General features: G+C 53.8%; 15 protein-coding genes and 1 pseudogene. 10 read left to right on the forward strand and 6 right to left on the reverse strand.

Annotation, left to right across the window (positions count from 1 at the left end; translation table 11 throughout):
* Positions 1-15: 15 nt before the first annotated feature.
* Entirely contained in the window at positions 16-1,008 is a 993-nt protein-coding gene (gene pldB / locus O1Q98_RS13030) for a lysophospholipase L2 (RefSeq protein WP_125260945.1), read from the forward strand.
* Between the two features lie 52 nt (positions 1,009-1,060).
* Positions 1,061-1,870: a sugar/pyridoxal phosphate phosphatase YigL gene (yigL, locus tag O1Q98_RS13035; protein WP_125260944.1), complete on the forward strand. Its 810-nt coding sequence runs from the start codon at positions 1,061-1,063 to the stop codon at positions 1,868-1,870.
* On the opposite strand, the gene glpQ is transcribed toward yigL, so the two are convergent.
* Positions 1,849-2,961, reverse strand: a complete 1,113-nt coding sequence (glpQ, locus tag O1Q98_RS13040; protein ID WP_125260943.1) for a glycerophosphodiester phosphodiesterase — start codon at positions 2,959-2,961, stop codon at positions 1,849-1,851. The two genes, yigL and glpQ, sit on opposite strands and share 22 nt — an antisense overlap.
* Before the next feature lie 220 nt (positions 2,962-3,181).
* Positions 3,182-4,531, reverse strand: a complete 1,350-nt coding sequence (glpT, locus tag O1Q98_RS13045; protein ID WP_125260942.1) for a glycerol-3-phosphate transporter — start codon at positions 4,529-4,531, stop codon at positions 3,182-3,184.
* Positions 4,532-4,839: 308 nt separating this feature from the next.
* Between glpT and glpA the strand changes: the two genes are divergently transcribed.
* The 4 genes from glpA (at position 4,840) to O1Q98_RS13065 (ending at position 10,162) form a co-directional block, all read left to right on the forward strand.
* Positions 4,840-6,483 carry an anaerobic glycerol-3-phosphate dehydrogenase subunit A gene (glpA, locus tag O1Q98_RS13050; RefSeq protein ID WP_125260941.1) on the forward strand — a complete coding sequence of 548 codons (1,644 nt, stop codon included), beginning with the start codon at positions 4,840-4,842 and terminating at the stop codon, positions 6,481-6,483.
* On the forward strand, positions 6,473-7,723 hold the full coding sequence (gene glpB / locus O1Q98_RS13055) for a glycerol-3-phosphate dehydrogenase subunit GlpB (RefSeq protein WP_125260940.1): 1,251 nt from the start codon (positions 6,473-6,475) through the stop codon (positions 7,721-7,723). Before glpA ends, glpB begins: the two co-directional genes overlap by 11 nt.
* Positions 7,723-8,925: an anaerobic glycerol-3-phosphate dehydrogenase subunit GlpC gene (gene glpC / locus O1Q98_RS13060; RefSeq protein WP_125260939.1), complete on the forward strand. Its 1,203-nt coding sequence runs from the start codon at positions 7,723-7,725 to the stop codon at positions 8,923-8,925. The genes glpB and glpC overlap by 1 nt, the downstream gene beginning before the upstream one ends.
* Before the next feature lie 538 nt (positions 8,926-9,463).
* Positions 9,464-10,162 (forward strand): pirin family protein, encoded by a 699-nt coding sequence (locus O1Q98_RS13065; protein WP_125260937.1) that lies wholly within the window; start codon positions 9,464-9,466, stop codon positions 10,160-10,162.
* 191 nt (positions 10,163-10,353) lie between these two features.
* Here the strand turns inward: O1Q98_RS13065 and O1Q98_RS13070 are convergent, their stop codons facing one another.
* The gene (locus tag O1Q98_RS13070; protein ID WP_125260936.1) at positions 10,354-11,097 is read right to left on the reverse strand and encodes a hypothetical protein; all 744 of its coding nucleotides are present in this window, start codon (positions 11,095-11,097) and stop codon (positions 10,354-10,356) included.
* A gap of 1,102 nt (positions 11,098-12,199) precedes the next feature.
* Here O1Q98_RS13070 and gntR point away from each other — a divergent pair.
* Positions 12,200-13,196 (forward strand): annotated as a pseudogene (gntR, locus tag O1Q98_RS13075) (gluconate operon transcriptional repressor GntR).
* Here gntR and O1Q98_RS13080 read toward each other — a convergent pair.
* On the reverse strand, positions 13,193-13,717 hold the full coding sequence (locus O1Q98_RS13080) for a gluconokinase (protein ID WP_125260934.1): 525 nt from the start codon (positions 13,715-13,717) through the stop codon (positions 13,193-13,195). The pseudogene gntR and the gene O1Q98_RS13080 sit on opposite strands and share 4 nt — an antisense overlap.
* A gap of 251 nt (positions 13,718-13,968) precedes the next feature.
* On the opposite strand from O1Q98_RS13080, the gene gntT reads away from it, so the two are divergent.
* On the forward strand, positions 13,969-15,285 hold the full coding sequence (gene gntT, locus O1Q98_RS13085; protein ID WP_125260933.1) for a gluconate transporter: 1,317 nt from the start codon (positions 13,969-13,971) through the stop codon (positions 15,283-15,285).
* Between the two features lie 73 nt (positions 15,286-15,358).
* Here gntT and O1Q98_RS13090 read toward each other — a convergent pair whose 3' ends face one another.
* Positions 15,359-15,952, reverse strand: coding sequence for a YhgN family NAAT transporter (locus tag O1Q98_RS13090; protein WP_067487347.1), 594 nt, complete (start codon positions 15,950-15,952; stop codon positions 15,359-15,361).
* A 197-nt stretch (positions 15,953-16,149) separates the two neighbouring features.
* Between O1Q98_RS13090 and asd the strand changes: the two genes are divergently transcribed.
* The gene (gene asd, locus O1Q98_RS13095) at positions 16,150-17,250 is read left to right on the forward strand and encodes an aspartate-semialdehyde dehydrogenase (RefSeq protein WP_035344756.1); all 1,101 of its coding nucleotides are present in this window, start codon (positions 16,150-16,152) and stop codon (positions 17,248-17,250) included.
* A gap of 191 nt (positions 17,251-17,441) precedes the next feature.
* A complete protein-coding gene (gene nikR / locus O1Q98_RS13100; protein ID WP_125260932.1) occupies positions 17,442-17,879 on the forward strand; it encodes a nickel-responsive transcriptional regulator NikR in 438 nt (145 codons plus the stop codon).
* Between the two features lie 17 nt (positions 17,880-17,896).
* Here the strand turns inward: nikR and O1Q98_RS13105 are convergent, their stop codons facing one another.
* On the reverse strand, positions 17,897-18,772 hold the full coding sequence (locus O1Q98_RS13105; protein ID WP_125260931.1) for a LysR family transcriptional regulator: 876 nt from the start codon (positions 18,770-18,772) through the stop codon (positions 17,897-17,899).
* Positions 18,773-18,853: the final 81 nt, after the last annotated feature.

The following is an 18,853-nucleotide window of genomic DNA, read 5'->3' on the forward strand; positions in this document are numbered from 1 at the left end:
CTGAGAGAGAGCCTGATGAATCCGTATACGCAGAGCCTGCTGACCAGAGAATGGCAGTATGCTGCCTTCGTTACCGGGCCATTGCTGGATTTCTGGCGTCAGCGTCAGGAAGGCATGTTCATCGGTGTGGAGGATGTGCCCATTCGGTTTGTGCGTTTTACATCGCCGTCGCATTCCGATGTGGTGTTGGTGTTGCCGGGGCGTACCGACAGCTATGTAAAGTATGCCGAGGTCGCCTATGACCTGTTTCAGTGCGGTTACGATGTGCTGATGATGGATCACCGTGGTCAGGGGCGTTCGGGGCGGTTATTGGCAGACAGTCATCGTGGCCACGTGCGCCGCTTCAACGACTATGTTGATGATGTGCTGACACTGTGGCAGCAGCAGGTGGCTCCCGCACCCTATCGTCGCCGTTTCGCACTGGCCCATTCAATGGGCGCGGCGGTGCTGGCATTAGCGCTGGCGCGTCAGCCGCAGGCATTTGATGCCGCTGCATTGTGCGCGCCGATGTGCGGTATTTTGCTGCCGATGCCACACTGGCTGGCGTGGCGTATCCTTAACTGGGCGCAGCGTCATCCGTCCATACGGGATTACTATGCTATCGGCACCAGCCCGTGGCAGCCCTTGCCATTTCGGATGAACGTTCTGACCCACAGTGCCGTGCGCTATCGCCACCATGTGCGCTTTTACGCTGATGACCCGGATTTACGTATCGGCGGGCCGACCTATCACTGGGTGCGCGAAGCGTTACAGGTGCCTGACCAGCTATTGCAACAGGCTGCGCAGATAACGACGCCGCTGTTAGTGCTGCAAGCACAGGACGAACGCGTTGTGGATAACCGCAGTCAGGTGCGGTTTTGTCAGGCGCTGGCTGCTGCCGGTCATCCTTGTGCGGGCGGTGGCCCGGCCATTATTCAGGGCGCTCGGCACGATATCCTGTCGGAACAGGATGCGCTGCGTACCGCCGCGTTTCGACTGATTTTGCAACATTTCAACGATTATCATTAATACGTCTGCGCGGCCTGGCCGCACGGCACCAGCGGAGGTTGGAGTTCACCTTATGTACCCGATTGTTGCATCAGATCTGGATGGCACGCTGTTGTCGCCCGATCACACCTTGTCTCCTTATGCCAAACAAACGCTGCGTCAAATGACGGAGCAAGGCATCCATTTTGTTTTTGCTACCGGACGCCATCATATGGACGTGGCGCAGATGCGCGATAATCTTGCCATCAGCGCGTATATGATCACCTCCAACGGCGCGCGGGTACACAACAGCGACGGCGAATTGGTGTTTAGCCACAATCTGGATCAGGATATCGCCCGCGAGCTGTACGGCATGGTGTATCACCACCCGGAGATAATGACCCATGTCTATCGCGACGATGAGTGGTATTTATGCCGCTCTCGCCCCGAAGAGGAGCGTTTTTTTACCGAGACGGTATTTCGCTACCGGGTGTTTGAGCCGCAGACGCTCGACACCGACGGGGTGGGCAAAGTCTTTTTCACCTGTGAAGACCACGACAAGCTGCTACCGCTTGAAGCGGCGCTCAATGCGCGCTGGGGCGAGCGCGTCAACGTCAGTTTTTCGACGTTGACCTGTCTGGAAGTGATGGCGGGCGGCGTATCCAAAGGCCATGCGTTGCAGCAGGTAGCCGGGATTCTTGGTCACACCATTAAAGACTGTATCGCCTTTGGCGATGGCATGAACGACTATGAAATGCTGGCGATGGCGGGCAAGGGCTGCATTATGCATAACGCTCACCAGCGCCTGAAAGACCGCTTGCCGCACAATGAAGTTATCGGCACCAACCGCGATCAGGCGGTGCCGATGTATTTACGCCGTCTTTATTTGGCTGAAGAAGCTTGAGCGGTGTGTAAGAATGCAACGGCTTTATCGGGGAAGTCGGTAAACAGCCCATCGACATTCGCCTTGCGGTAGAGCAGGGCATACAGCGCATTGATATCGTGCGCGTATTTCGGCAGACGATCTGCCCGCGCGGTATAGGGATGTACCGCCATGCCGCTATCATGCGCTTCTTTGACCAGCGGGCTGACGGTGACGTTCCCGGCATTGCCGCTCAGTAACATGTGGTAATCCGGCCCGACGCCATCGGCATAGCGGGCGATTTTGGCCATCGCGCCCGGCTTGAGCATCCAGTCGTAATCATAGTTGACCCAACTGCCGTCAGGTTGCTGCTGCTGGGTCTCTTTCCAGCTGGTTTCAGCGATAAGCTGCACCAGTTTCAGGTTCATGCCCAGCGCGGGTTGTAGCTCGTTTTTGATGCGCTGGAGTTCGCTGGCATCAAAACATTGCAGGTAAACCCGATCGCTTTTTTGGCTGTAGCCGTAGCGCTTTAACACCTCCAGTACCGCCCGCGAGATGTCTTTGCCTTCCTGACGGTGGAACCACGGCGCTTTAATTTCCGGGTAAATACCGATGTTTTTACCGGTCGAGTGATTTAACCCCTGAATGAATTCGATTTCATCCTCAAAGGTGTGAATACGAAAATCCGATTTGCCCATCGGAAAGCGGTTCGGATAGCTTTGTACCGGCTTGCCGTCTTTTAGATCAAACCCTTCGGTAAAGTGCAGCGAGCGAATTTCTGCCAGGGTAAAGTCAATGGCGTAGTAGCGCCCATCTGCCCGCGCCCGGCCAGGGAAACGCTGCGCCACATCGGTAACGCGATCGAGATAATGGTCATGCAGCACCACCAGCGCGTTATCTTTGGTCATCACCAAATCCTGCTCAAGATAATCCGCGCCTTGTGCATAGGCCATGGCTTTGGCGGGCAGCGTATGTTCTGGCAGATAGCCACTGGCACCACGGTGAGCGATGACAATGTGTGGGTGTGCGTCCTGCGAGCGAGCATCGGTATTCGCAGCCGCTTGGCTCAGTGTCGGGTATGACAGGGTAAGCGTAATACCCGCAGCCAGTAGCGGTGTTAACAGAGGTTTCATTGCAGCGTCCTTTTTGAGTGGAAGGAAGTCTGTGCTGTGTCAGGCAAAACCGGGTGGTGAAAGCGTGATTGTTATAATCAATAGATTGTTGTAATCAATAGGCTTTTGTGAGCAATAGGCTTTTGTAAGCAATAGATTTTTGTGATCAATAGCGTATAGCTTGAATCAGCGAGGGCTCGCTAAGGCCCACCGGTGCGACGGCACCGGTGGGATGACAGAATCAGGCGCGTTTTGCCAGTTCTGCTTTATGTTTTGTTTCATTAATCATGGTCAGTACCAGCAGGATAACTGACAGCACACCACCGCCAATCATCACCATAAAACCGCCGTTCCAGCCAAAATAGTCAACGGTGTAGCCGACAATGGCACTTGCCGCAACCGAACCACCGAGATAACCGAACAGGCCGGTGAAACCAGCGGCTGTCCCTGCGGCTTTCTTCGGTGCCAGTTCCAGAGCGTGCAGACCAATCAGCATGACCGGGCCGTAGATCAAAAAGCCGATGACAATCATACAAGCCATATCTACGCCGGGGTTGCCCGCCGGGTTCATCCAGTACACCACGGTGGCGATAGTCACCAGCGCCATGAAGAACACGCCTGTTGCACCACGGTTGCCTTTGAACACTTTGTCAGACATCCAGCCGCACAGCAGCGTACCCGGAATACCGGCGTACTCGTACAGGAAATAGGCCCAGGAGGATTTATCCAGTGCGAAGTGTTTGACTTCTTTGAGGTAAGTCGGCGACCAGTCGAGAATGCCATAGCGCAGCAAGTACACGAACACGTTAGCAACGGCGATATACCACAGCAGCTTGTTCGGGAAAATGTACTGCATGAAAATTTCTTTGGCGGTTAACTCCTGCTCGGCCTTTTCGTCATAATCCGGCGGGTAGTCGTTTTTATACTCTTCAATCGGCGGCAGGCCGCAAGACTGCGGGGTGTCGCGCATCATGGCGAAGGCGAACAGTGCCACCAGAATGGCCCCAAAAGCAGGCATATACAGCGCGGCTTTCCAGTCGTTGAACCACGCCATCCCCAGCAGGAACAGCAGTGGGGGAATACCGCCGCCGACGTTGTGAGCACAGTTCCAGATAGACACGATACCGCCACGCTCTTTCTGTGACCACCAGTGCACCATGGTACGGCCACACGGCGGCCAACCCATACCCTGGAACCAGCCACAGATAAACAGCAGGCAGAACATCACCATAATGCTGGACGTCGCCCACGGCACAAAGCCCATCAGCAACATGACCGCTGCCGCCAGAATCAGGCCTGCGGGTAAGAACACCCGTGGGTTGGAGCGGTCAGAGACCGCGCCCATGATGAACTTGGAAAACCCGTAAGCGATGGAGATGCCGGACAGCGCAAAACCGAGATCGCCACGAGAGAAACCTTGTTCAACCAGAAAAGGCATTGCCAGAGCAAAGTTTTTTCTGACCAGATAGTAAGCAGCGTAGCCGAAAAAGATACCCAGAAATATTTGCAGGCGTAAACGGCGATAGAGTGGATCGACCTGGTGCTCTGCCACTCGCGGCTGATGCGCCGCAGGCTTAAAAATACTCAGCATAAAAATCCCCGATAGTTATTTTCTATAACGCGCGTAAGCGTATCGAATGTGCGCAGTCTTTGATGTGAGTTAACGCGCAACTGTTACACTTTTATGACGAAGTACGTCATTTTGAGCTCTAAATAACATAATTGAAATAATCATTTTTCAAATTAAGGTGATTTAAGTCACATTTCTATTTTTGTTAGCGCAATTTGTTTTCGTTTTTTGAGTGTTTTTGTTCTTTATCAATCATTGTTGTGTGGGTTTATGTCTTACTTTGCCTCAATATCCCAATATGGGCGCGATCCAACCGAGGTAAAACAGATATGGCTAACGCAGGCTTACGGCGGGAAACCGATGTCGTCATTATTGGCGGCGGTGCAACCGGGGCAGGGACGGCGCGCGATTGCGCGCTGCGTGGCCTGCGCTGCTTGCTGCTGGAGCGGCATGACATTGCCACCGGAGCAACCGGGCGTAACCACGGGTTGCTGCACAGCGGTGCGCGCTATGCCGTGACGGATAGCGAGTCGGCCCGTGAGTGTATTGAAGAGAACCGTATTCTGCGCCGCATTGCTCGCCACTGTATAGAACCCAGCGATGGGCTGTTTTTAACGCTACCGCAAGACTCCCTTGAGTATCAGGCGCAGTTTATCGATGCCTGCCGACAGGCGGGAATTGATGCGCAGGCCATGGAGCCACAGGAAGCGCTACGCTTTGAACCGGCGGCCAACCCGGATTTAATCGGGGCCGTCAGGGTGCCGGATGGCACGGTAGACCCCTTCAGACTCACGGCTGCCAACATGGTTGATGCCTGTGAACATGGCGCAGAAGTCTTAACCTATCATGAGGTTATTGGGCTGATTCGTCAGGGCTGTCGTGTCGTCGGTGTGCGCGTTTTCGACCATAAACGCAAAATCGCCAGTGAAATTTACGCGCAGGTGGTTGTCAACGCGGGCGGTATTTGGGGTCAGCGCATTGCCGAATACGCCGATTTGAGCGTGCGGATGTTTCCGGCCAAAGGCGCATTGTTAATTCTGGGTCATCGCATCAATAACCGGGTGATTAACCGCTGCCGCAAACCGGCTGATGCCGACATTCTGGTGCCGGGCGATACCATTTCACTGATTGGCACCACCTCGACGCGTATCGACTATGACCAGATAGACAACATGCAGGTGACGCCGCAAGAGGTCGATACCCTGATTCGTGAAGGCAGCCTGCTGGCTCCGCAATTGGCGCAGACCCGCATTTTACGCGCCTACGCCGGGGTTCGTCCGCTGGTCGCCAGTGACAACGACCCCTCCGGGCGCAGCGTCAGCCGGGGGATTGTGCTGCTGGATCATGCCAGCCGTGACGGGCTGGAAGGGTTTGTCACCATCACCGGCGGCAAACTGATGACTTACCGCCTGATGGCCGAATGGGTGACAGATAAAGTCTGCGAAAAGCTGGGCCATCGTGCCTCGTGTACCACCGCGTCAACACCGTTGCCCGGCTCAGAGTCGCAGCCGGAAGATAAGCCCCAGGCCGCTTCGCCGCTCTCTGCGCCGTTGCGGGGGTCAGCGATTTACCGCCACGGGCAGCGCGCCGCCACGCTGGTTTCCGGCCAGCGCGTCGATAGCAGCCTGGTGTGTGAGTGTGAGGCGGTGACGGCTGGCGAAGTGCGCTATGCCGTCGAGTCGCTTCAGGTCAACAACCTGACCGATTTACGTCGTCGCACCCGTGTAGGCATGGGCACTTGTCAGGGCGAGCTGTGCGCGTGCCGTGCCGCAGGGTTACTTTGCCGCCTGGGGCAATCCACCCCGCAGCAGGCCATTTCGCAACTCAGCCAGTTCCTTAATGAACGCTGGAAAGGGATGCGCCCGATAGCCTGGGGCAACACCTTGCGTGAGAGCGAATTTACCAGTTGGATTTATCAAGGGTTGTGCGGATTGCAGTCACAGCCGCAGCAGGAGAATGGCGATGCGTTATGACGTGGTGATCATTGGCGGCGGGCTGGCCGGACTGGCCTGTGGCATCCAGCTACAAGAGCAGGGTAAACGCTGCGCGATAGTGAGCGTCGGGCAGAGCGCCCTGACGTTTGCCTCCGGCGCGCTGGATTTACTCAACGCGCTGCCCGATGGCACGCCGGTAACACACCCGCTACACGCGCTTGGGGAACTGGCAAATCAGGCTCCGCATCACCCTTATAGCCTGATGGGGCCCGACGCCGTTGCGACGCTTGCCGGGCAAGCGCAAGCGTTGCTGGCACGCTGCGGATTATGGCTGCGCGGTTCCTTGACGCAGTCGCATCAACGCCTGACGCCGCTCGGCATCTGGCGCGATTGTTGGTTAAGCCCGGCAGACAGCGTATCGCGCGGCCTGCCGGGAACACCGGCCTGGCATCAACCGCTGGTTGCCGGTATCGAAGGGTTTATGGATTTTCAGGCCCGGCTGGTGGTCGGCGAGCTACAGGCGCAGGGTATCGCCGCGCGTGCTGACGATTTACGTCTGCCGGTACTGGATAATCTGCGCCAGAACCCGAGTGAGTTCCGCTCCCTTAATCTGGCCCGCGTGCTGGAAACCCCGGCGGGCCTTGCCGCGCTGACGGAAGAACTGCTGACGTGCTCGCACGGCAATGATGCCGTGATTCTGCCTGCGTGCATCGGTACTCAGGCCCATGCGCAACTGAACGCCGCGCTCGGCAAACCGGTCGGGTTGCTGGCGACATTGCCGCCCTCGCTACCCGGCATGCAGTTACATCAGGCGCTGTTGGCGCGTTTTCGTCAGACCGGCGGCACCGTGATGCCGGGTGACAAAGTCATATCAGCGCAAGCGCTGGCGAACGAGGTGGTGGTGCATACCCGTAGCCACGGCGATATGCCGCTGCGGGCGCAGTACACCGTCCTGGCGAGCGGCAGCTTTTTCAGTAACGGCCTGGTGGCCGAACGCGAGCGGGTGATTGAGCCGGTGTTCGGGCTGGATGTTGATTTCTTGCCAACTCAGGCCGACTGGAGCCAGCAAGACGTGTTCGCCTCTCAGCCCTATTTGCAATTTGGCGTGAAGGTGGATGCGCACCTGCATCCCTCGATTGCGGGCGTTAGCCAGCCTCGGGTGTTTGCGATTGGCTCGGTATTACGCGGTTATGACCCGCTGCGTCAGGGGTGTGGCGGCGGGGTATCGCTACTGAGCGCGTTGCATGTGGCACAAACGATAGTCAGGGAGAAGCCGTAATGAGCCAGGCGGATACCAGTTTTGAGAATTGCATTAAATGTACAGTCTGCACCACGGCTTGCCCGGTCGCAGGCGTTAACCCGCTGTATCCGGGGCCAAAACAGGCCGGGCCGGACGGCGAGCGCTTGCGGCGTAAAGACCCGTCGCTCTTTGATGAAGCGCTGAAATACTGTACCAACTGTAAGCGCTGTGAAGTGGCTTGCCCGTCTGATGTTCGTATCGGCGATATTATCCAGCGGGCGAAAGCCAGCCACAGCAAGCACCGCCCGACGCTGCGGGATGCCATCTTAAGCCACACCGATTTGATGGGTAGCGTCGCCACGCCGTTAGCCCCGCTGGTCAATACGCTGACCGGATTAAAACCGATGCGGCAGTTGCTCGACAAAGCGCTGAAAATCGACCATCGTCGCCAGTTACCGCGCTATTCCCACGGCACTTTTCGCCATTGGTATCGCCAGCAGGCGGCGCAACAGCTGCGTTTTGAGCAACAGGTCGCCTATTTTCACGGCTGCTATGTCAACTACAACCACCCGCAACTGGGACGAGACCTGATCCGGGTGTTTAATGCCGTAGGCGTTGGCGTACAGTTGCTGACAAAAGAGAAATGTTGCGGCGTGGCGTTAATTGCCAACCGGTTTCTCGATAAAGCGCGCAAACAGGCGCGTTTTAACCTCAATGCGCTCGATGAAGCCATCAATCAGCGCAGCCTGCCGGTAATTGCCACGTCATCGAGTTGCACTTTCACCCTGCGTGATGAGTACCCGCATTTGCTGGGCCTTGAGAACCAGCATGTGCGTGACGGCATTGAACTGGCGACCCGCCATCTCTACCGCTTACTGGAGCAGGGGAATAAACTGGCGCTGCAACCAGTGCCGCTCAAGGTGGTCTACCATACGCCATGCCACCTTGAACGCATGGGCTGGACGGCCTATACCCTTGAGCTACTGCGTATGATCCCAGGCCTTGAGTTGCAGGTGCTGGATTCACGCTGTTGCGGCATTGCCGGAACCTATGGTTTTAAGAAAGAGAATTACGACACCGCGCAGGGGATCGGTGCGCCGCTGTTTCGCCAAATTGAGGAAAGTGGCGCTGACCTGGTCATCACCGATTGCGAAACCTGCAAATGGCAAATCGAGATGTCTACGCAAAAACCCTGTGAACACCCATTCAGTTTACTGGCAAGGGCATTGCCCACCGCATAACTGTGCTACAGCGCAGGCCAACAGAAGCAGGGAGGTTTCCCTGCTTTTTTTATGGCGCGTCTTCACGAGAGCGAATGCCGTAACGCATTGATGATGAATAGGTAATCAGCAGGCCACGGTCTTTTCCGATAAGGGCTTGCCACTTTTCCTGATATTGAGCAAAAAAAGTGCTTTACAGATGCAAATGATAATGATTATTATTGCCATGCGTTCCGGGAAAACCTGATGAATCCCTCCTTGTGACTCATGCGGTTTGACTGTGAAGGCACGACATTGCTCACATTGCTTCCAGTATTACTTTAGCCAGCTCGGGTGCTGGCTTATTTTTTTGCGTCGTATTTTTTGGAATCTGGTTTCCTATTGTTCCCTGTTCCTGTTCCTGTTCCTGTTCCTGTTCCTGTTCCTGTTGCTTCGCACCGCTGGCACCGCCGGAGAACGCCTGCTCTCGCGGAAATTTTTTGAACAGAGCGGTGAGTTTTTTCAGCTTTCATATTATGCGCTGCCCGCTAGACTGAAAAAAACGCAACAGGAGCGCAACATGATTTATTTACGTAAAGCACACGATCGCGGCCATGCCAATCACGGTTGGCTGGATAGCTGGCATACTTTCTCATTCGCTGATTATTATGATCCTGATTTTATGGGTTTTTCCGCGCTTCGCGTGATTAATGAAGACGTCATTGAAGCCGGTCAGGGGTTCGGCACCCACCCGCACCGCGATATGGAGATTCTGACCTATGTGCTGGCAGGCACGGTAGAACATCAGGACAGTATGGGTAATAAGGAACAGATCCCGGCCGGTGAGTTCCAGATAATGAGCGCGGGCACCGGCATTCGCCACTCGGAATATAACGCGCGTCAGGACATTCCCCTGCACCTTTACCAAATCTGGATATTGCCGGAAAAAACCGGCCTGACGCCGCGCTATGAGCAACGCCGGTTTGACGATCCACAGGGCCGCCAACTGGTGCTGTCACCCGATGCGCGTGACGGTTCGCTGAAGGTATTTCAAGACATGACGCTGTGGCGCTGGGCGCTGAAGGCACAGGAAACCTCGACGTATCAGACGCAGCCGGGCCGCCAGGTGTGGATTCAGGTGGTGCGAGGCTCCATTGAGATCAATGGTCAGCAAGCGACCACCAGCGATGCGCTGGCCATCTGGGATGAGGAAACCATCACCGTGCGCGCCAGCGAAGACAGCGAAATCCTGCTGTTTGATTTGCCGCCGGTAAAATAAGACGAAGAGGGGTGAAGGGGCAATCTTGAATATTCGCTTTCATGAATGCGCATAGTCACTCGCGGCAAATCAGCACCAGATGCATTTATGAATGGATGCAGTGCTGATTATCTTAAAGGATATAGGCAGGCCATATGTCTGCCTACTTGTCTTGGGGGATGATGTTCCAGACCCCCTGTGCTGTGTTCCTGCTATGAATTTTTACGCTCACCCTTATCGTATAATTGTTCGTGCCAATAACTCTTGAAAGCCTGTCCATAGATTTTCATCGCCAAAGGGTGGTCACGAGGTGTGATATTGGCGAGATGGTTTGTCGTAATATCCGCGCCGATATCAATCGTTCTGGCATAGTTGCTTCGATTAAAAGTGATACCGAAGTCAAGATCTTCGGCTTCAAAGAGTGCTATTTGTGCATCCGCCAGTTTGTCGGCCTGTTCGACCAGTTCTTTTGATGAGTTAAGCGCCCGATCTATGCGTGTAATCTGTTCCTCTGTCAGCCCCTCCTGTTGTGTTACCACCAGCCTTCCGTACTGGCTCACGCTAAAGCCAAACGATGTATCTTTTAAATCTGGATTATTTTTGACAAATTTATCGATAAAAGATAAGTAAGTTTGAAAAATTTGTGTTGATATCGCCTGCTCGATTTTCGATGCTTCATCGATTCTTTTCCATTTTGCAGTGAGTATCTCCATAAAATCGTTATGCAGTTGCTCTTGAGTTATAGTTACTGGTTTAGATATCAGGTCTCCTGTCTTTCTTTCTGAATTATACTTCTTAAAGGCTTCGGCGCTGATTTCTACAATCTGTCGCTCGGTTTTGACTTCACTTGTGGTGGTGGAACCATCTGTAGCCTGCTGTTGAGCTGAAACGTTTGCATTCAGTTTCAAGTCTGAAACGGCCATCGAGAGTGAGCCGAGCGTAGGAATACTGTTCATACCATTTTCTCCTGTATGCCTGTATGTGATAACCGCACGCTACGTACCAGCGTGTGTGTGGCAATAGACCTAGGCTCAGGCGTGGTGTATTGGCAATCTTTTCCTCCCGAACCGATATCTTTCTGCGTTGGGATGCCAATACACCATGCACCAAAATCAAAGGTAGTGTTACATGAATGAATATAGCCACAATCATAATCTTTGAACGCTGTGCTACAGTCTGCGTTGCCGTACTTTGAGTACGGAGGTGCGGATTGAATCACGATAACGCCATCTTTTTTATTTTTAGTTAAAAACGCCTTTGATGGGACGTTTTTCAAGACCTTTTGCCTCAGCGGAAACACGGGTTTCCACCCTCGCAGAACCGAGAATAAATGCCAATGACGCTGCGATAAAATCTACGCTAAATCGATGCCGATTCATTTTTATGATTTTTTATAAAGAAAAAATATAAAAACTACGACACATATATTTTACTGTTAATGTCAAAAAAGATGGCATATATCGAAATGCTTTTTCTTGATTTAATTCAATGATGCCTGGTTTCTTACGGTTATATCAATTTATCCCAATTATTAAACTGGGGTGATTACTTGTATTAAACTTAAATGTGAATATGTCTATCTGGCCTAATGTCCTCTTTAGAAAAGACATTGAGACTATCCAAAAACTGGGTTCACCGTTACCTAACACAGGTTATTAATAAACTACTTTTTTTGTAAACAGAAGTAAAGTCTCACTACAGGTATGTTTCCATTAAAAGGCGGCTTTTTCCTGATTACCCGGTGACTAAAGAGGGAACATTAATTTCCTGATGAAATTTTTAATACTCAGTACCCGATATGTTTTAATGGCAGAGATGGAAACGATATTGCGTCGTGAAGCTGTGGTTGGTGAATATAGGGCAATAACATGGCTTCGGCCGGATGGCAGTTGACGAATAAAGAATTAATCACATTAGAAATAAAGTTGATTATATTATTAAATTAATGAAATTACTTTTTTTTGAAAAATACCTTATGTGATTCATATTATGCTAACCATTTATTCCGTATAATCACGCTTTTTCAGCACAGGACTATCAGCGGACGATAACGAGATGATCAAGAAAAAAAGACCGGTGTTGCAGGATGTTGCAGACCGGGTGGGCGTGACCAAAATGACGGTCAGCCGCTATTTGCGTAACCCCGAGCAGGTTTCTGTGGCCTTGCGGGGCAAGCTTGCCGCCGTACTTGATGAGTTAGGGTATATCCCGAATCGAACGCCGCATATTCTCGCTAATTCCACCAGCCGGGCGATTGGCGTGCTGTTGCCGTCATTGACGAACCAGGTGTTTGCCGAGGTGCTGCGCGGTATTGAAAAAGTGGCGGAAGCGCAGGGATATCAAACCATGCTGGCCCATTACGGTTATCAACCGGAGGTGGAAGAGCAGCGCTTGATGTCACTGCTGGCTTACAACATTGATGGATTGATTTTGGCTGAACGTACCCACACTGACCGCACCCGGCAGATGATTGCCGTTGCCGGTATTCCGGTGGTGGAACTGATGGATTCGGTATCGCCTTGTCTGGATATGGCCGTCGGGTTTGATAATGTCGCAGCGGCTTACCAGATGACGCACTACATGCTTGAGCGTGGCCGCCGACGGGTGGATGTACCTTGGCGCGCGTCAGGATGAACGCACGCTGCAAAAACAGCGTGGTTATCAGCAGGCGATGACGGATGCCGGGCTGCCCTGCTACAGCGTCATGAGTGAAAACCCGTCATCCTATACGTTGGGTGGTGAATTGTTGCGGCGAGCACAGCTTGAGTACCCTGAGCTCGATAGCCTGTTTTGCACCAACGATGATCTGGCGATCGGGGCGATGTTTGAATGCCAGCGTCAGGGGATTCGGGTGCCGGAGCAGATGGGGATTGCCGGTTTTCACGGTCATGACATCGGCCAGACCACCGTGCCGCGCCTCACCAGTGTGCTGACGCCGCGTAAGCGCATCGGCGAGATAGGGGCAACACAACTGTTGGCGCGGCTGCATGGCGAAATCCTGCCGACGACCCATGTCGATGTCGGCTTTGTGCTACAGAACGGTGAAAGCGTTTAGCGCTGGTGCGGCAGGTGCGCACGCAGGGCGGCGATACAGCGTTCTACCACCCGATCCATTGAGCCATTGATATCAACGGTTATCACATCACTCTCTGTCTTATCCGGTTGTTCCAGCGCATCAAACTGGCTTTGCAGCAAGGCGGTGGGCATAAAATGCCCGGCCCGCGCCTGATGGCGCTGTAAAATGACCTCGAAACTGCCTTGCAGATACAAAAACACCATACCGTCGTTGCCGTGGCGTAGTCGGTCACGGTAGCGTTTTTTGAGCGCAGAGCAGACGATAATGCCGGTTTCATTTTTATGGTGCAGGCTGTAGGCCGCATCATTAAGGCGCTCCAGCCAGGGGGCGCGGTCATCATCGTTAAGCGGCTGGCCTGCCGCCATTTTCTGGATGTTGGCTTTGGGATGCAGGTCATCACCGTCAATGAATTTGGCGTTGATCTCCCGGGCGAGTTGCGCCCCCACGCTGGATTTTCCGCTGCCGGAAACCCCCATCAGAATAATACTTTGTCCTGACATAATTTGATCTCTATCCCAAAGTGTAAATTAAATGCTTCTTGCTGGTTTCAGACTTTAACATGTTACCGGTATCATGATACCGGTAACATTGTGCGTTGTGATGAATATCACATCGGGAACCCTCCCTAAACGCCTGACCTTACTGTAGCGAAGGTGCAGCCAAAACACCGGGTGCTTTCGCAAGACACCAGAAAATACCCTGTTGCTGGCACCGCCGTTGCGGTGCCGCTACAGGGCTGCCGGAGAGAGTTATGCCACTCGTAATTGTCGCTGTGGGCGTCGCACTGTTATTGGTGCTGATGATTCGCTTTAAATTGAACGGCTTTATTGCACTGATTCTGGTTGCCCTGGCCGTGGGCATGATGCAGGGAATGCCGGTGCAAAAAGTGATGACCTCAATTAAGAATGGGGTCGGCGGTACGTTGGGTAGCCTGGCGTTGATCATGGGCTTTGGCGCGATGCTGGGGAAATTGCTGGCGGATTGCGGGGGCGCGCAGCGTATCGCCACCACGTTGATTCACCGCTTTGGCCGCAAACATATCCAGTGGGCGATAGTGCTGACCGGCTTTACCGTTGGCTTTGCGCTGTTCTATGAAGTCGGGTTTGTGCTGTTGCTGCCGCTGGTGTTCAGTATTGTGGCGTCTGCCCGCATTCCGCTGCTGTATGCCGGTGTGCCGATGGCCGCCGCACTGTCTGTTACGCACGGCTTTCTGCCGCCGCATCCGGGGCCAACGGCGATAGCCGCGCTGTTTCACGCAGATATGGGTAAAACCCTGCTATTTGGCACCTTACTCGGTATTCCTACGGTCATTCTGGCGGGGCCGGTTTACGCCCGTTTCCTGAAAAAAATCGATAAACCGATCCCGGAAGGGCTGTATAACCCGAAACAGTTCACCGAACAGGAGATGCCGGGCTTTTTGGTCAGCGTGATGACGGCGCTGGTGCCGGTGATATTAATGGCCCTGCGCGCGGTCGCGGAAATGGTGCTGGCGAAAGACAACCCATTGCTGGCGTATGCCGAGTTCTTCGGCGACCCGGTGATGGCGACGCTGATTGCGGTGCTGATAGCCATTTTCACCTTCGGTTTGAACCGGGGGCGCAGCATGGAAGAGGTGATGGGGACTATCACCGATTCGATAAAAATCATCGCCATGATGCTGTTAATCCTCGGCGGTGGCGGCGCATTTAAGCAGGTGCTGGTAGACAGCGGCGTGGATAAATACATTGCCGGTATGATGCATGGCAGCGGTTTTTCGCCGATTTTACTCGCCTGGCTGATTGCCGCGACGCTGCGCATCGCGCTCGGTTCGGCGACGGTGGCGGCTATTACGGCGGGCGGTATCGTCGCGCCATTGATAGCGACCTCCGGCGTCAGCCCGGAATTGATGGTGATAGCCGTTGGCTCCGGCAGCGTGATTTTCTCTCACGTTAATGACCCCGGCTTCTGGCTGTTCAAGGAGTATTTCAACCTGAGCATTCCTGAAACGCTGAAATCCTGGTCTGCGCTGGAAACCATCATTGCGGTGTGTGGGTTGGTTGGTACGCTGCTGTTGAGTTACGTGGTGTAACGGCTGGTATTACACCACCGGTGTTATCGCGTTGCAGGCCAGCCAAGGTGCCGGCCTGCGCGCCAAACCGCGTCTACAGCTTCAGGTAGGCGCGGATGCCATCGAGAAACATCTGGGTGGAGAGCATCACCAGTACCAGCCCCATCAGGCGCTCCAGCGCATTCACGCCTTTATCACCGAGCAGGCGTAAGAACAGGTTCGACAGGAGTAGCACGACAACCGTGATGCCCCAGGCGATGAATAGCGCCAGCGTCAGGTGCGGTAACTGGTTGGGATATTGGTGTGACAGCAGCATCAGCGCCGCCAGTATCGACGGCCCGGCCACCATCGGGATCGCCAGCGGCACTAAAAAGGGTTCGTCACCGGCAGGCAAGCCGCTGGTAAAACCTTCTTGTGTCGGGAAAATCATACGGATCGCTATCAAAAACAGCACAATCCCGCCTGAAATAGAAACGGTTTCGGTGCGCAGGTTCAAAATGGCGAGAATTTTCTCACCGGCGAACAAGAACAGCAGCATCACGCCAAGCGCAATAATCATCTCGCGGATCAGCACCACCCGCCGCCGTTTCGGGTCAAGGTGCTTGAGCACCGACATAAACACCGGCAGGTTGCCGAGCGGGTCCATAATTAACAGCAACAACACGGTTGCTGAGATCATTTCAGTCATAATGGTGGTTGGCTCCTCTCATCCACGTCCCTGGCCCGGAAACATTAGGCGTGTTGCTGAAAACGCCTGAGTCATCGAATAAATTCACTTGCGACTTCTGGTACATTTTGTAAGGTTGACAGTCATCACTTTACACTATGCACCCTGCCTGAAACGGCAGTCGGATTGCTTTTTGTCACCCAGGCAGGACGGTTCTCATGAAAAATGTTGGTTTTATTGGCTGGCGCGGTATGGTCGGTTCGGTACTCATGCAGCGCATGGTAGAAGAACGCGACTTTGATTTAATCCGCCCGGTATTTTTTTCCACCTCGCAACTAGGCCAGCCTGCTCCGGCGCTGGGCGGTCAGACGGGTGTGTTGCAGGATGCGTTTGATCTCGATGCGTTGCGTGCGCTGGATATCATCATCACTTGTCAGGGTGGCGATTATACCAATGAAATCTATCCAAAGCTGCGTGAAAGTGGCTGGCAAGGGTACTGGATTGACGCAGCTTCTTCTCTGCGTATGAAGGATGACGCGATTATTATTCTGGACCCGGTCAACCACGGCGTCATTCAGGCGGGTCTCGATAAAGGCATCAAAACCTTTGTCGGCGGTAACTGTACCGTGAGCCTGATGCTGATGTCGCTGGGCGGTCTGTTTGCCAACGACCTGGTGGAGTGGGCATCGGTTGCCACCTATCAGGCGGCCTCTGGCGCGGGCGCGCGCAACATGCGTGAGTTGCTGATTCAGATGGGCCAGTTAAACGCTGAAGTGGCTGCTGAACTGAGCGACCCGGCTTCTGCCATTCTGGATATCGAGCGTAAAGTGACGGCCTTGTCACGCGGCGGTCTGGATGTGGAAAACTTCGGCGTGCCGCTGGCGGGCAGCCTGATCCCGTGGATAGACAAACAGCTGGAAAACGGCCAGAGCCGCGAAGAGTGGAAAGGCCAGGCCGAAACCAACAAGATTCTTGCCACCGCCAGCACCATTCCGGTGGATGGCTTGTGCGTGCGTATCGGCGCGCTGCGTTGCCACAGCCAGGCATTTACCCTGAAGCTGAAAAAAGATGTCTCACTGCCGGAAATTGAGCAGATGCTGGCAAGCCACAATGACTGGGTGAAAGTGGTGCCGAACGATCGTGACATCACCATGCGTGAACTGACCCCGGCGGCTGTGACCGGCACGCTGTCTACTCCGGTAGGCCGTCTGCGTAAGCTCAACATGGGCCCGCAGTACCTGTCAGCCTTCACCGTTGGCGACCAGTTGCTGTGGGGTGCGGCCGAGCCGCTGCGCCGTATGCTGCGTATTTTGCTCTAACCTTTCAGGCGTGTGTCAAACCGGCACACGCCCATTTCCCCCGCGTGGTTGCTTCTCTGCGATGTGAGTTTTCCATTTTGTTGTTATCCTTCAGGCTATTGTTCCTGTTTAATGTGTTCCTGTTTAATGACTGGCGCTGAGACAACGGGCCGTTTTTTCTGTTGATAGCGCGGTTTTTCACTGAGGCCGACATGCAACGACTGACTATTTCTCTGGACGACGAACTGGCGGACGCGCTGGATGCGCTGATGGTGCGCAAGGGCTATGCCAACCGCTCTGAAGCATTTCGCGACATGCTGCGCCGTGAGCTCGGTGAAATGACGGTTGAGCAAGACAATATGGCTCCCTGCGTGGCGGTATTAAGCTATGTGTATGACCACCATGAACGCCAGTTATCCAGCCGTCTGGCGGGAATGCAACATGCGCACCACGATCTTACGGTATCAACCATGCACACCCATCTGAGCCATGATGAGTGTGTCGAAACCGTCATCCTGCGTGGTGCGACCGCCGAAGTGCAACAGTTCGCGGCGGCGGTGATGGCGGAAACCGGCGTGCGCCATGGCAAACTGAATTTGGTGCCCAGAGAGGGCCATACCGTCACGCCGCATGGTGCCGCTCACGGCTAAACGGCGCGTGTTTGCAGTTATTGGGTCAGCAGGCGGAGCCATTCATCTGCGATTTGAGCACCCTTGAGCGTGACGACGGCGGGCCGGAACAGTGACAGCGGCGGATGAATCGTTAATGCCTGACAGTGCGGCGGCAACTGGGACGGTATTTCGCTGGCAGGCAGAATGGCGCAAGCCTCGCTACCTTGCCGTAGCAATGAAACGATGAGCTGTGGGTCTGAGGCTTTCATCAGCACATTCAGTGACTGATTGGCATCATGGAAAAGCTGAAGTAGCGTTTCCAATGTTCCCTGACCCTCAAGACGCTGTAGTAATAATAATGGCAGGTGACTTAACGCAATCAGATCAATCGTATGCCCTGATTGTGTCGGCGTAAGTAGGTTTTTGGCGACCAAAGCCATGGCTGGAACCGGTGTTAAGGCATCTACCTGAAAATCAGGTGCTGGTTTGGGCGTCTGCATGAGTGCGACATCCAGGTTTTTATCCCGTAGCAGCGATTCCAGGTGGCTGGAATCAGACACGGTAATATGTAATAGATGGTGTGGTAAGGCGTGTTGTAATTGATTTAATGCCACACTAAAACGGGATAAAAATAAATAAGAGAGCCCGATTTTTATTATTTTTTTGTCGCTGGTGCTAAAGCGTGCCGTTTTATTTTTGACCTCATTGACTTTACCGAGGATATCGCGGGCGTGATGATATAAAAATGTGCCTGCTTCTGTTGGCTGCAAGGTTTTCCCTCGGCGTAAAAATAGCGGTACGCCGAGTTCCTGCTCTAATTCTTGCAGCCGTTTTCCTAATGGCGGTGCTGCCATATTTAACAGGCGAGCTGCTTTACTGATATTTCCTTGTTCGAATACCGTGCAAAAATATTGCATTCGTTTTAGATCCATTCTTCATCCTTCGGGCCCATCGCAACAGGCGTTAATGGTGAATACTTCGCTGCCAGACCGGATAGCGCGATAAAAGAATAG

Source organism: Dickeya lacustris (assembly GCF_029635795.1).
Lineage (GTDB): Bacteria > Pseudomonadota > Gammaproteobacteria > Enterobacterales > Enterobacteriaceae > Dickeya > Dickeya lacustris.